12 protein-coding genes and 1 tRNA gene are annotated in these 12,292 nt (G+C 49.0%); 4 read left to right on the forward strand and 9 right to left on the reverse strand.

Annotated elements, in window-relative coordinates:
- The first annotated feature begins 82 nt into the window (after positions 1-82).
- The gene (locus HMPREF2958_RS09510; protein WP_070697811.1) at positions 83-1,360 is read left to right on the forward strand and encodes a dicarboxylate/amino acid:cation symporter; all 1,278 of its coding nucleotides are present in this window, start codon (positions 83-85) and stop codon (positions 1,358-1,360) included.
- 79 nt (positions 1,361-1,439) lie between these two features.
- Here HMPREF2958_RS09510 and HMPREF2958_RS09515 read toward each other — a convergent pair whose 3' ends face one another.
- Positions 1,440-1,853: a nuclear transport factor 2 family protein gene (locus HMPREF2958_RS09515; protein WP_037230878.1), complete on the reverse strand. Its 414-nt coding sequence runs from the start codon at positions 1,851-1,853 to the stop codon at positions 1,440-1,442.
- A gap of 112 nt (positions 1,854-1,965) precedes the next feature.
- On the opposite strand from HMPREF2958_RS09515, the gene HMPREF2958_RS09520 reads away from it, so the two are divergent.
- Entirely contained in the window at positions 1,966-2,430 is a 465-nt protein-coding gene (locus tag HMPREF2958_RS09520; RefSeq protein WP_070697853.1) for a PaaI family thioesterase, read from the forward strand.
- Between the two features lie 440 nt (positions 2,431-2,870).
- On the opposite strand, the gene HMPREF2958_RS09525 is transcribed toward HMPREF2958_RS09520, so the two are convergent.
- Positions 2,871-3,485, reverse strand: coding sequence for an ANTAR domain-containing response regulator (locus tag HMPREF2958_RS09525; protein WP_048754317.1), 615 nt, complete (start codon positions 3,483-3,485; stop codon positions 2,871-2,873).
- Positions 3,486-3,696: 211 nt separating this feature from the next.
- Between HMPREF2958_RS09525 and HMPREF2958_RS09530 the strand changes: the two genes are divergently transcribed.
- A tRNA-Leu gene (locus HMPREF2958_RS09530) sits at positions 3,697-3,776 on the forward strand.
- Positions 3,777-3,975: 199 nt separating this feature from the next.
- Here HMPREF2958_RS09530 and pyk read toward each other — a convergent pair.
- Positions 3,976-5,454: a pyruvate kinase gene (pyk, locus tag HMPREF2958_RS09535; protein WP_070448651.1), complete on the reverse strand. Its 1,479-nt coding sequence runs from the start codon at positions 5,452-5,454 to the stop codon at positions 3,976-3,978.
- Between the two features lie 509 nt (positions 5,455-5,963).
- Between pyk and HMPREF2958_RS09540 the strand changes: the two genes are divergently transcribed.
- Positions 5,964-6,536 carry a flavodoxin domain-containing protein gene (locus HMPREF2958_RS09540; RefSeq protein ID WP_070697812.1) on the forward strand — a complete coding sequence of 191 codons (573 nt, stop codon included), beginning with the start codon at positions 5,964-5,966 and terminating at the stop codon, positions 6,534-6,536.
- 228 nt (positions 6,537-6,764) lie between these two features.
- On the opposite strand, the gene lgt is transcribed toward HMPREF2958_RS09540, so the two are convergent.
- The 6 genes from lgt to HMPREF2958_RS09570 form a co-directional block, all read right to left on the reverse strand.
- Entirely contained in the window at positions 6,765-7,901 is a 1,137-nt protein-coding gene (gene lgt, locus HMPREF2958_RS09545) for a prolipoprotein diacylglyceryl transferase (protein WP_083297320.1), read from the reverse strand.
- A 1-nt stretch (position 7,902) separates the two neighbouring features.
- The gene (gene trpA, locus HMPREF2958_RS09550; protein ID WP_070697813.1) at positions 7,903-8,754 is read right to left on the reverse strand and encodes a tryptophan synthase subunit alpha; all 852 of its coding nucleotides are present in this window, start codon (positions 8,752-8,754) and stop codon (positions 7,903-7,905) included.
- A complete protein-coding gene (gene trpB / locus HMPREF2958_RS09555; protein WP_070697814.1) occupies positions 8,751-10,082 on the reverse strand; it encodes a tryptophan synthase subunit beta in 1,332 nt (443 codons plus the stop codon). Before trpB ends, trpA begins: the two co-directional genes overlap by 4 nt.
- Before the next feature lie 187 nt (positions 10,083-10,269).
- Positions 10,270-11,064 (reverse strand): indole-3-glycerol phosphate synthase TrpC, encoded by a 795-nt coding sequence (gene trpC / locus HMPREF2958_RS09560; RefSeq protein WP_070697815.1) that lies wholly within the window; start codon positions 11,062-11,064, stop codon positions 10,270-10,272.
- 94 nt (positions 11,065-11,158) lie between these two features.
- Positions 11,159-11,413, reverse strand: a complete 255-nt coding sequence (locus tag HMPREF2958_RS09565) for an HGxxPAAW family protein (RefSeq protein ID WP_048751642.1) — start codon at positions 11,411-11,413, stop codon at positions 11,159-11,161.
- A gap of 173 nt (positions 11,414-11,586) precedes the next feature.
- Positions 11,587-12,270 carry a Trp biosynthesis-associated membrane protein gene (locus HMPREF2958_RS09570; RefSeq protein WP_070697816.1) on the reverse strand — a complete coding sequence of 228 codons (684 nt, stop codon included), beginning with the start codon at positions 12,268-12,270 and terminating at the stop codon, positions 11,587-11,589.
- Between the last annotated feature and the right edge of the window lie 22 nt (positions 12,271-12,292).

Consider the following 12,292-nt stretch of genomic DNA (forward strand, 5'->3'; position numbering starts at 1 on the left):
ATAACTCTATACTTGAGTGTTCCCTGAGAATACCGGGGATGAGCGGCATGGATCTTATCGGTCCCAACACACATAGGAAATTATGAAACTACTCAAAAAGATCCCTCTCCTTGCCTGGATTGTGATTGCAATTCTTGCAGGTGTTCTTATTGGTGCTACAACTCCTGGGATAATCGGTGGCATGAATAGCGGGCTGGGTACCTCTATCCCTACCGATGTTGTAGTTCAGATCTTTGTCTCGTTCTCTACTGTTTTCAGTGCGTTCCTGAGCTTCTCTATCCCGCTTATTATTATCGGTTTTATCGTTCCAGGAATTGGTTCGCTAGCCCAAGGTGCAGGTAAGATGCTGGGCATTACCGTAGCTCTGTCATATCTTTCCAGTATTGTTGCTGGATTTTTAGCTTTAACGGCGGCACTATTCCTGTACCCTATTTTGTTGAAGGGGCAACGGTTAGAATCTTTTGATAACCCTGAAAATGCACTCTCGACAGGATACATCAAGTTTGAGCTTGACCCCATTATGGGAGTGATGAGCGCACTTATTCTGTCCTTTATCCTAGGTCTGGGAATAACAGCCCTCAAGACTCGTAGCATGCTCAATCTCTTCGAGGATTTTCAAGTTATCATTGAGAAGCTTCTCAGCTACGTTATTATTCCGCTTCTACCCATCCATATCGTGGGTGTCTTTGCGAATATGACCCTTGCGGGCCAGGTTGCTAAGATTCTCTCGGTCTTTGGCATGGTATTCATTATGGTCATTATCTTGCACTGGGTAACGCTAACGCTACAGTACACAGTTGCCGGAAGCGTTTCAAAGCGCAACCCGTTTAGGATGCTCAAGACCATGATGCCCGCCTATTTCACAGCCATCGGAACCCAGTCCTCAGCAGCTACCATCCCGGTAACGGTTCGATCCGCGAAGAAGGCTGGTATTTCTTCTCGCGTGGTTGATTTCGCTATTCCGCTATGCGCTACCATCCACCTTTCGGGTTCTATGATCACGATTACTTCATGTGCAGTCGCAGTCCTGTATATGACTGGGCAAAACCCCAATTTTGCCTCAGTAACTCCAGTGGTGCTTATGCTAGGCATTATGATGGTCGCGGCCCCGGGTGTACCCGGCGGAGGCGTGATGACCGCCATTGGGCTGCTGGAGTCGATGCTTGGTTTCAATGAATCCATGATCGCCCTCATGATTGCTCTGTACCTTGCGCAAGACTCTTTCGGTACCGCAACTAATGTCACCGGAGATGCCACCATTGCAACGTTTACCGAACGTATCTCTAAGATATTGGGAGTTGATCCAACTGCCGGGATTAGCGATGAAGACATCGAAAAAGCAGAAGCAATTTCGGCATAGCCTTGATCTAAACGACGGGGTGCGCGTCCAGAAACCTTGGATGCGCACCCCGTTATTCATATGGAGCTTTACTTACACCTTACTTATTCCGTACGAGGGCTTCGCTAATATGCTGACATCCTTTCCAACCCCAATAGATGCGATGGTTCACAATAAGCCCATCAGATATTTCCATGAGCTCTAAGATATCTATTTGTTCTCCTTCAGGAGTTTCTCGCGGATATTCCCACACCAAAGTTTTCCCATTAGTCAGATACTCCCCCGTGCGGTACCAACGTACAAGTTCATTCGGACGACGGTGGGTGCCCTCTTCCAGAAAATGCTTAATCGCTTCTCGTCCCCGCAAAACTCCGCCGCCAGCTCCGGGAATTATTGCTGGCACGAGGGGGCTTTCAAAAACTGCGTCCTCAGCATAAAGGCTGAGCAGTCCTTCAGTATCACGGTTTTTAGCGTACCGATGCCATTCTTCATAGATACGTGCATGATCATCCATATTCTTACACCTTCCAAAGCAGGAATCTCGTTTCTTCTCAATCCCGACAAACAGATACTTGATAAGAGCTCTTTTTCTACTCCACCCTATCACTGGGAGTACACTTGAAGGCATGACTGAATCTACCCCTAAACTATCTGGTGACCTTATAGCGCAGCTCAACGAGTACGGTGTACCCGCAGAGGCTCATAAATTCTTTCCGAAGGGTTTGGGAGAGCTAATCCCCCGTATGGGAATTATCTTTAGTGAGCTAACTGCTGAGCGAGCTGTGGCATCCATGCCTGTGCAGGGGAATACCCAGCCTGTCGGTTTGCTCCACGGAGGTGCCTCGGCTGTTCTTGCAGAAACTCTTGGTTCATTAGCAGCAGGTATCCATGGAGGAGTTGACTCCATAGCCGTTGGGGTAGATCTCAATGCAACTCACGTGCGCCCTGCTATTAGTGGCCACGTTACGGGAATCTGTACGGCAGTTAAGCTGGGACGTACCGTTTGCGTACACACTATAGAGATTATGGATGAGTCCGATCGAACTATTTGTACAGCTCGTATAACTAATATGATCATTCCACGACCCTAAAGCAGACATATAGAGGATTGATATGGCGCGCCAACCGTATTCCAAACGCTATCCAAAAATCGTCCGTGCAAAACGTATTACATTGCCCTTAGCCATAGCTGTTCTACTGGTATGTTGGGTTGCCGCTATGGGAAATCCAGGAAGTTTCTGGTGGTTAGGACTTTTCATAGCAGCCGGCGTTTTACTCTGGGCTGGGTCCCCAACAGCACGCCCGATTAAAGGTCCTCATGGTAATGATGACGATGACGCCATAACCCGTATAATGCGACGCTAATACATTCATTTCAATGCTGTCGTGAGCAAATGAAAGCGTAAAACAGGAGTGTGGATTTTCAGGACAACAAGAGTCTTGTTGTCCTGAAAATCCACACTCCTGAATTTTATATTCTAGAGCAGCAGCTAATCATCGTTTGGGACTTGACACTAAGGTCCCAAGAATATTACTCAGACAGCTGCTTGATAATAGTATCGGATACCTCTCGCATAGAGAGGCGACGGTCCATTGAGGTCTTCTGAATCCACCGGAATGCCTCAGGCTCGGTGAGGTTCATTTTGGTGATAAGCAATGACTTGGCACGATCTACGAGCTTTCGAGTCTCAAACTGATCACGAATAGTTGTAACCTCTTTCTCTAGCGTACGCAGCTGTTCATATCGAGAAAGCGCCACCTCGATAGCGGGGAAAAGGTCATTAGGAGTAAAGGGCTTGACCACATATGCCATGGCCCCAGCTTCAACAGCACGATCCACCAGCTCTTTCTGGCTGAAAGCGGTCAGGAGCACCACAGGCGCTATTTTTTCCTTTCCGATTTCCTCGGCGGCTGTAATACCGTCCATAATCGGCATTTTGACATCCATGAGCACCAAATCGGGATGGTGTTTTTTGGCAAGCTCGATAGCGGTTTTACCATTATCGGTCTCTGCCACGACCTCGAACCCTTGGTCCTTCAGGATTTCGACGATGTCCAGGCGAATCAATGCTTCGTCTTCGGCAACCACAACGGTGCGCGCCGAGACCTGCTCTCCCTCGTGTTCGTGAGCGGTCTTCTCTGACATAACTCTCTCCTTGGTCTATTTTCAGTCGCCTTTATTCTACAGTAGTTAATAAAACTTCATCTACTGTATAAGGTTGAAATTTGTATGTTTCTCGTCTAGATGCAAAACTATCGTCGAGGATTCAAAGAATACTGTGGACATTTCTCACTCTTTGTAATTCGATTTTATGCCAATCGATAGGGTAAAATCTTATGCGTACCTTTGAGTGCAAGCCCGAGTGGCGGAATTGGCAGACGCGCCTGACTCAAAATCAGGTTCTTCGGAGTGTGGGTTCGAGTCCCACCTCGGGCACATTTACTAAACTCGTCTTGACCATAGTTATGGTTTTGAGACGAGTTTTTATTTTCTTGGAGCTCCAGTTCAATAGATTGTGTACCCGCAACTCATATGGTGGGTCTTTCCGCATATAGAAAGTCCCGCCTCCTGCATCAAAGAGGCGGGACTTCTCATAGATTCAGTTCGAAAAATGTTTACACGATAAAGAAGAACCTTACTTGTGTTCGTCTTCCCCGTAGGGGCGCAGGTGCTCACGCTCTTCCGGTTCATGTTCGCCGGAACCCTGTTCCTTAATACGGTGTACCTTAACCATATTGGTTGATCCCGCCACCCCGGGAGGCGAACCTGCAGCAATCACAATAAGATCACCCGGTTCTGCGAGCTTATGCTCGACCAGGTAGTCATTTACGATGTCGGTCGTACCGTCAATGTTGGTCGCCACCGGCGCATGCGCAGCTTCAACACCCCACAACAGTGAGATAAAAGCACGCACCTTTGGGTTGGGGGTGAAAGCAAGTACCGGCTGCGCAGGGCGTAGACGTGCTAAACGGCGTGCTGAGTCACCCGTCTGGGTAAAAGTACTAATGTAATCTACATCCAATTGTTCCGCAATGTTTACAGCTGCACGCGTGATGGCACCACCACGGGTACGGGGCTTACGGTCCAGCTGTGGTACGCGGTATAGACCTTTTTCCTCAGTATCACGAATAATGGAGGCCATTGCCGCAATGGTAATAATGGGGTAATTGCCTACCGAAGTCTCGCCGGAGAGCATCACCGCATCGGCGCCATCCAAGATTGCGTTTGCACAGTCAGAGACTTCCGCGCGCGTAGGAGTCGGGCTAGAGATCATGGACTCAAGTACCTGAGTTGCCACGATAACGGGCTTAGCCCAGCGACGAGCCATCTCAATAGCTTTCTTCTGAACCAGTGGCACCTCAGAGAACGGCAGTTCCACGCCAAGGTCGCCACGGGCAACCATGATGCCATCAAACTTGTCGATAATATCTTGCAGATTATCAACGGCTTGAGGCTTTTCGATCTTGGCAATCACCGGAATACGGATACCCTCTTCGTCCATGATCTCATGAACGCGGTTTACGTCTTTCCCGCTACGTACAAAGGAAAGAGCAATAATATCTACGCCCAAATTCAGGGCAAAACGAAGGTCAGCCTCATCCTTCTCGGTCAGTGCGGGAAGGGAAACGGCCGCCCCAGGAAGGTTGATGCCTTTATTGTTTGAAATAGGTCCGCCTACAATCACACGAGTGCGAACACGAGTTGGAGTTACTTCAACGGCTTCCAGCTGGATCTTACCGTCATCCAGCAAAAGTTTATCGCCAGGCTTCACATCGCCAGGAAGACCTTTATAAGTCGTACCACAGATATCTTTGGTACCCTCAACGTCCTCAGAAGTAATCGTAAAATCAGCGCCAGGCTTTAGATATTCTTCCCCGTTTACAAAGCGCTCCAAACGGATCTTAGGACCTTGCAGATCAGCAAGAATAGCTACTTCTTTCCCCAACGCCGCGGATTGTTCACGGATAGTTGTGTAAGAGTTAGTGTGAACGTCATGGTCACCGTGACTCATATTCAGACGGGAAACGTTCATACCCGCCTTGATCGCTTCCGCAATTTTTTCGGGAGAAGAAATAGCCGGACCAATGGTTGCAACGATTTTTGCGCGCCTCATGTACCTAACCTTCGTGTGTTGGGGTGGAACTTTCTAAGAAAGATACCCATAATATAGATGGAACCTTCTCATCAGGAGTCCCAATTATTCCCACACAACACCATGTATACACAACATGGCATGTGCGGCATTCATCCCTTCTAGTATATTCCTTCTCAAGCGTTTTCGGGAGGAAAATTCTCGGTATTTTCAGGAAATCCTAGTTTTAACCTCGAACCATGTTGCCCACTCAAGACTCACGTGCTCTCTACCTGCCCCTCAGAACAATAATTAGGTTTTAGTTGTTTTCTGACATCTCATTTGAAACTATGGCCAAGCGCTCCTGTCCGAGAAACAAATATGCCCACATCATGTATGACACACCTTGATGTTCATCACTCACTCCCCTCTTCCATGTGATAAAAACGACACGCCAGTATTGGCTAAGCAATTTCACATTTATCACCACCTGCCATAGACTGGAATCAATAATTAGTATCTTGTATGCAAATTTGCTTTGGGAGGCTTCAGTGACCATTCGTGTGCTGATTATCTTCGGTTCAACCTATGGGTACACCGAGCGTTATGCGAACTGGCTAGCAGAAGATCTGCGAGCATTACCACAGGCTCCTGAAGTCGATACTTTACGGGCTACAGAAGTAACCCCTGAACTTGTGGAAGCAGCGGACTCCGTTATTATTGGCGGTAGCGATTACGGCGGGTTCCTTACAAGCGCTCCCAGCCTCAAGAAGAAGATTGTTCCCTTTATTCTCCCTAAAAAGGAACGTACTGCATTCTTCACGGTTTCCTTCACAGGCGAGTACTCCAAGAAACTGCTCGACAAGGCTGTCGCTAAAAGTTATACTGCAGAACTCACCGATGGACGCCCGACTTTCCATTTACGTGGTGGGATTGACTTTTCAGAGCTTTCACTTGCTCATAAGACCGCTCTTAAAGGTCCGGTTCGCGCTTGGTTGATGGCTAATCCAAACCCCAACGAAGGTATTCAGCAAATGCTTGAGTGCTATAAAACCGGTCATGCGGATTACACCAACCGAGAGTCTCTAAAACCACTTGTTGAAGCAATATCCAAATTCCTCTGATATTGCATAGCAGGTTACCAAAATAGACTTGGCCGGAGGTTTTCTCTCCTCCTCCGGTCTTTTGATTCCGGATGCGGGTGCGAGGCCGCGCCGATAACGTATTCGGTTGCAGGGGGTGGGTCTTGTGTGTGCGGCCCACCCCCTCCTTTTATCTTTCATCAAGGAAAAAGTCAGGTCCTCTCCACCATTGAAACAGTGAAGAGGACCCAAGATTAGTTGTCCAAGAATTTACGATTTAGATTTTTTCCACGGGATCTCAGGGGTTTTATCCTGCTTATCACCGGTCTGAACCCTATCTGCAGGCTCTTCCTGGGTGCCTGGTTCTTTGTCTTTTATAGCTTGCTTCTCTTCCGTTACCTTCTTCTCGGATATCCGAGATTCTTCCAAGGTCTCTTTACCCTGGTTAGAAACCTCATCCGAATCTTGGGCGGCAGTCTCAGTCTTCTCTGAGTTGGGGGTCTGCTGAACAGATGATCCCTGCACTGGAGCTTCAGCAATGCCCGCTGCAGCTTTAGCCCTAGCGCGGATACCAGCGGCAACAAAGCCGATCAACCCTAGTACAATCAGGGCACCCGATGTCCACACGTGAACCCGCAGCCCCAGAAGTGTTTCAGAGGTATCAATACGCAGGAACACTTCAATGAAGAACCGTCCAATACCGTAGTACAGCACATAGAGCCAAAAAGTTTGTCCGCGCTTCAGGAACCTATTCCCCAGGAAAATTAGAAGGAATGCGCCCACAAGATTCCACAATGATTCGTAAAGGAACGTGGGGTGAAAGAGAGTTCCTGCGGGATATTGAGCAGGAAAATTCCCACTCGATTGACTAATCTCCAAACCCCACGGAAGGGTAGTAGGCTTACCGAAAAGCTCCTGATTAAACCAGTTGCCCCAACGACCAAAAGCCTGCGCCAAAATAATACCTGGTGCAACTGCATCCGCAAATGCTGCATAGTTAATCTGGTATCGGCGACAAGCAATCCAGGCCCCCAGGGCTCCTACGGACACCGCTCCCATAATGCCGATGCCGCCTTCCCAAATCTTCAGGAAAGCCCAAGGATCAGAGACATTGGGACCAAAATAGCTGCCAGGGTCTGTAATGAGCACATGGTAAGCACGCGCCCCAATAATTCCAGCGGGAATAGCCCACATTGCCACGTCATATACGCGCTCACGTGTGCCGCCAACTTGTGCCCAGCGCCGAGCGCTAAGCCATAGACACACGATTATTCCGGCTAAAATGCAAAGTGCGTAAAAATGGATACGAAACGGCCCAAGCTGAAGATAAGATACACTCGGCGACGGGATTGACGCCAGAGGAAGGGATACTGCTGAGGTAAAGGATTCCGATAATATAACATTCATACTATGCACGTCCTGCAAGTTCACGAGTTAATGCTCCCACCGCAGTAGGACCTCCATCAGCTAGAGCTTTTACAAGTGCCGTTCCTACAATCACACCATCTGCATAAGTTCCGATCGCTTCAACATGGGCACGAGTTGAAACGCCTAAACCAACACACGCGTATTCAGCGCCTGCAGCATGAAGGTTTTCGACAAGTCCTTGGGCAGCTTCTGAGACTGAAGTGCGAGCCCCTGTAACGCCCATGACAGAAACGGCATAAACGAACCCGCTCGAAGCCTTAGCGATAGTCTCTAAACGTTGAGGCGATGATGATAGCGCCGCCAAGAAAATACGATCTAACCCGTATTTTTCAGAGGCTTCGAACCAAGCCGATGCTTCATCGGGTACTAAATCTGGAGTGATCATTCCAGCTCCTCCAGCAGCCGCAAGATCACGTGCAAAATTATCAACACCGTAGGCAAGTACGGGGTTCCAATACGTCATCACGACAACGACAGCTTGGGTTGCCTCGGTAATGCGCCGTACAGCATCAAAAACCCGAGAAAGTTTGAAGCCGCCTTCTAATGCGATACCTGTTGCGTGCTGGATAACGGGGCCGTCCATGACCGGATCCGAGTACGGTACGCCCAGCTCAATAATGTCGGCACCGTTATTGCCTAATTCGATAGCTGCTGCCACAGAATCTTCAAAGTTGGGAAAACCTGCGGGGAGGTACCCGATAAGTGCTGCACGCCCATCTTCTTTGCATTCGCGTAACCGCTGCACGAGAAGCGAGTTCGGGTTTTGGGGCGGGAAGGTACCGTCAAGGACTTCGTACTTTGCCGCATGCGGCTGTGCGTCTTGATAGCTCATGCGTGCGCCTCGCTTTCTGCCTGCACTGCCTTCTCAGCAACTGCCTCTTTATTGCCTGTCATGAGAGAAGATGACGGGGTTGCTTTCCCTAGATCGAACCATTTCAAGGCAGTCTCCATGTCTTTATCGCCACGACCAGATAGGCACACCACCATTATTTTTTCACGGGCAGACTCAGAATCTTGATGCGCCCACTCCTGACAGACCCGTAACGCACCGGCAAGTGCATGCGCCGATTCGATGGCAGGAATAATACCTTCAGTACGGCAAAGCAGTTGAAAAGCCTCCATAGCTTCAGTATCGGTCACCGGCTGGTAGCTGACACGGCCTAAGTCTGAAAGGTATGAGTGTTCGGGCCCAACGCCGGGATAGTCCAGGCCAGCAGAAATCGAATGCGACTCTATAGTTTGCCCATCTTCGTCTTGCATCAGGTAGGTTACGGCACCGTGAAGCATTCCTGGGCGGCCTAGATTAATAGTTGCGGCGTGACGTCCGGTTTCTATACCATCTCCCCCCGCCTCAAAACCGTAAAGTTTTACATCGCGGTCATCAAGGAATGCATGGAAGATTCCAATGGCGTTTGAACCCCCACCAACGCATGCAGAAACTCCGTGGGGAAGACGCCCAGTCATCTGTTGAATTTGTTCGCGTGCTTCAGAACCAATAGCATCATGAAAGAAACGCACCATCGTAGGAAAAGGATGTGCTCCCGCCGCTGTACCCAGCAGATAGTGGGTATTCTCGACATTAGCGACCCAGTCTCGAAGAGCCTCATTAATAGCGTCTTTCAGAGTACGGGAGCCATTCTGAACGGCAATAACTTTCGCGCCCAAAAGCTGCATACGCGCCACGTTCAAAGCCTGCCGCTCGGTATCTTCTTCACCCATGTAAATCACACAGTCCATGCCGAAAAGCGCAGCAGCCGTTGCCGTTGCTACACCGTGCTGACCAGCACCGGTCTCTGCGATCAGACGTGTCTTACCCATGCGCTTTGCGAGAAGTGCTTGTCCTAAAACATTGTTAATCTTGTGGCTACCGGTATGGTTAAGATCTTCACGTTTCAGAAAGATCCGAGCCCCAGCGTGCTCTGAGAACCGCGGAACTTCCGTTAGCAATGAAGGACGATTCGAGTATTCAGCAGAGAGTCGCTGAAATTCCGCAATAAACTCTGGATCCTGCTTAGCATTCTGGAAGGTAGACTCAAGCTCATCCATGGCGGCAATTAACGATTCAGGCATCCATCGCCCACCGTATTGCCCGAAGTAGGGACCGGGTGCATTTTTGAGGGATTTCCCCTCAAGAAATGCGTCTGCCAGGTTTTCGCTCATTGTTGTCCTTCCCGGGTACTTTTATTTTCATCCATGAGTTAGGTTTGTACACTTAACTCATGGTACGGCTTGTTCGTATTCTTACTATTCTACGCGGAATGACATAGCGTCAGCGTATATAAAGAAAAGCCCTATGATTATTCACATGTGAAAAACTGTCATCTACGTAAGATAGCTCTAATCTGCATTAGAGATGAGGTACAGCCGAAAATTCACGGACAGTTTTCTCCGGGTCTCCAGATTTGACCAGAGTCTCACCAATAAGTACGACATCAGCACCAGCCTGCGCGTAGTTCTGTACATCGCTCAGCCCAGATACACCAGATTCTGCAACTTTAATAACGCTTTCCGGCAGGTCGGCCGCAAGCTCTGCATAATGCGTGTTCTTGACTTCAAGAGTTTTTAGGTTGCGAACGTTAATACCTATAATTTTGGCTCCGACACGCTGAGCGATAGATATTTCTTCTGAAGTATGTGCTTCTACGAGAGCATTCATACCAAGCGATTCGGCAAGCTCTAAGAAAGCGCTCAAGGTATCTTCTTCCAAGGCAGCAACAATAAGAAGCACCAGATCTGCGCCGTGTGCACGTGCTTCCCAAATCTGGTACTCATCAACAATAAAATCTTTACGCAATATGGGAATACTGACGTGAGCACGCACCGCGTCCAGATCCTCCAGGCTTCCGCCGAAACGGCGTTCTTCGGTAAGCACCGAAATAGCTGCTGCTCCTCCACGCTGATACTTCACCGCTAGTTCCGCTGGATCCGCTATTTCCCCCAGGACACCTTTCGATGGAGACGAACGTTTCACCTCTGAAATGATGCGCACAGTTTGGCCATCACCGCGTAAAGCACATACAGCGTCAAGAGCTGGTGCCGTAGAGAGCGCTAGCTCCTGCACCTTTTCCAGAGGATGTTTTGCACGACGATCCTCTAAATCCTCACGTACTCCACCAATAATTTCATCTAGTACGGTACTCAACAGTGTTCCTTCTCATAGTCATCAAATATCCAAAAGTTTGAGATAGCACAAGAGAGAGCGCCTCGTCATGGGCGAGGCGCTCATAGCGTATTTACTAGTGACGCTCAGTATTTTTGGTTTTAGAACCACCTTGACCGTAGCCAGCACTCTTGAGAAGCAATCCAGCCACTAGACCCAGCACGATAATGCCAGCACCAACAAAGACGATAACGGGCTGAGCCAGATCATACGCAACAGCACCAACAAGTACCCCGGTCGTCATGATGGCGATCATAACCCACGATGCTACGGTGCTACCGTGATTTGCATATGGGCGTTCAGGAACAATAACAACTTTCTCTTCCGTCACGAAAACTCCTCATGTGTGTGCACAGATACGCGAATAATGCGTGCAGACGTCCTTTCTTCGATTTTAGGTCATGATCTCGTCTTCTGTGAATTTGCTGGTGAGAATCGTACAAATATTTAGACGAGCAATGTTGTACAACTCGCAGTGTTTGAAGCCTCTTTCACTATTTAAAACTATTTTTCTACGGTAGGGTCTTCTCCCCTGCTCAGCAGATCCCATGCATCCATATTGTCGACCTCACCAGGAGCTTCTTGCAGGTTACGCACTGTGCGGTCATATTTACGCCCACCTTGCCAGTGTCGAGCCACCACAAGAGTCCAAAGTCCCACGCACATAATAAGAAAACCTGATATGCATGAAATCCACGGCCAAACAGTCACAGCATATGTACCTGTAGACGCCACGGTTCCCGTTACCTTGCTGGTCTCAGTTACAACCGCACCTGCGGGATTCATCACCACCGACAGCGCAGAAAAAATAATACCCACCCCGGATCCTAAACTTACCAATGCGATAACATACCGCAAAAGCTGAGGGGCTATGCGCGCCGCTAAAGGAGCTGCTAAAGCTACCATCGCCAGTGCGCTTACTGCGGGCGCCGCTCGAGACCCAGTAACGTCAAGATTTTGTTCCCCCAAGACCCCGTTCACATGCGCTTGGACCCAAGGAAAAAGCGTCGTGCTAAAGGCAAGGGCAGCCACAGCAAGCCCTGTTAAAAGCACCAGTCCAGGTGCTTGTAGTCTCACAGGTTTCGAGTGTAAGTTTTCATCCGCCGCACTAAACGCCGTAGCAGTACTCGTTGTCTCATGGTTATTTGATTGATTCAAAGACGAAGACTTATGCCGCTGTGTATTCATGGGATTATGCCCTCCCGCAGGT

Origin of the sequence: Rothia sp. HMSC036D11 (assembly GCF_001814205.1) — a bacterium.
Taxonomy (GTDB): Bacteria; Actinomycetota; Actinomycetes; order Actinomycetales; family Micrococcaceae; genus Rothia; species Rothia dentocariosa.

Excerpts from the sequence above, each read along its gene's own strand:
- HMPREF2958_RS09525 (WP_048754317.1), bottom strand. The coding sequence starts at position 3,485 with ATGTCAGAGAAGACCGCTCACGAACACGAGGGAGAGCAGGTCTCGGCG.
- HMPREF2958_RS09570 (WP_070697816.1), bottom strand. The coding sequence starts at position 12,270 with ATGAATACACAGCGGCATAAGTCTTCGTCTTTGAATCAATCAAATAAC.
- trpB (WP_070697814.1), bottom strand. The coding sequence starts at position 10,082 with ATGAGCGAAAACCTGGCAGACGCATTTCTTGAGGGGAAATCCCTCAAA.
- trpA (WP_070697813.1), bottom strand. The coding sequence starts at position 8,754 with ATGAGCTATCAAGACGCACAGCCGCATGCGGCAAAGTACGAAGTCCTT.
- pyk (WP_070448651.1), bottom strand. The coding sequence starts at position 5,454 with ATGAGGCGCGCAAAAATCGTTGCAACCATTGGTCCGGCTATTTCTTCT.
- HMPREF2958_RS09510 (WP_070697811.1), top strand. The coding sequence starts at position 83 with ATGAAACTACTCAAAAAGATCCCTCTCCTTGCCTGGATTGTGATTGCA.
- HMPREF2958_RS09520 (WP_070697853.1), top strand. The coding sequence starts at position 1,966 with ATGACTGAATCTACCCCTAAACTATCTGGTGACCTTATAGCGCAGCTC.
- HMPREF2958_RS09515 (WP_037230878.1), bottom strand. The coding sequence starts at position 1,853 with ATGGATGATCATGCACGTATCTATGAAGAATGGCATCGGTACGCTAAA.
- lgt (WP_083297320.1), bottom strand. The coding sequence starts at position 7,901 with ATGAATGTTATATTATCGGAATCCTTTACCTCAGCAGTATCCCTTCCT.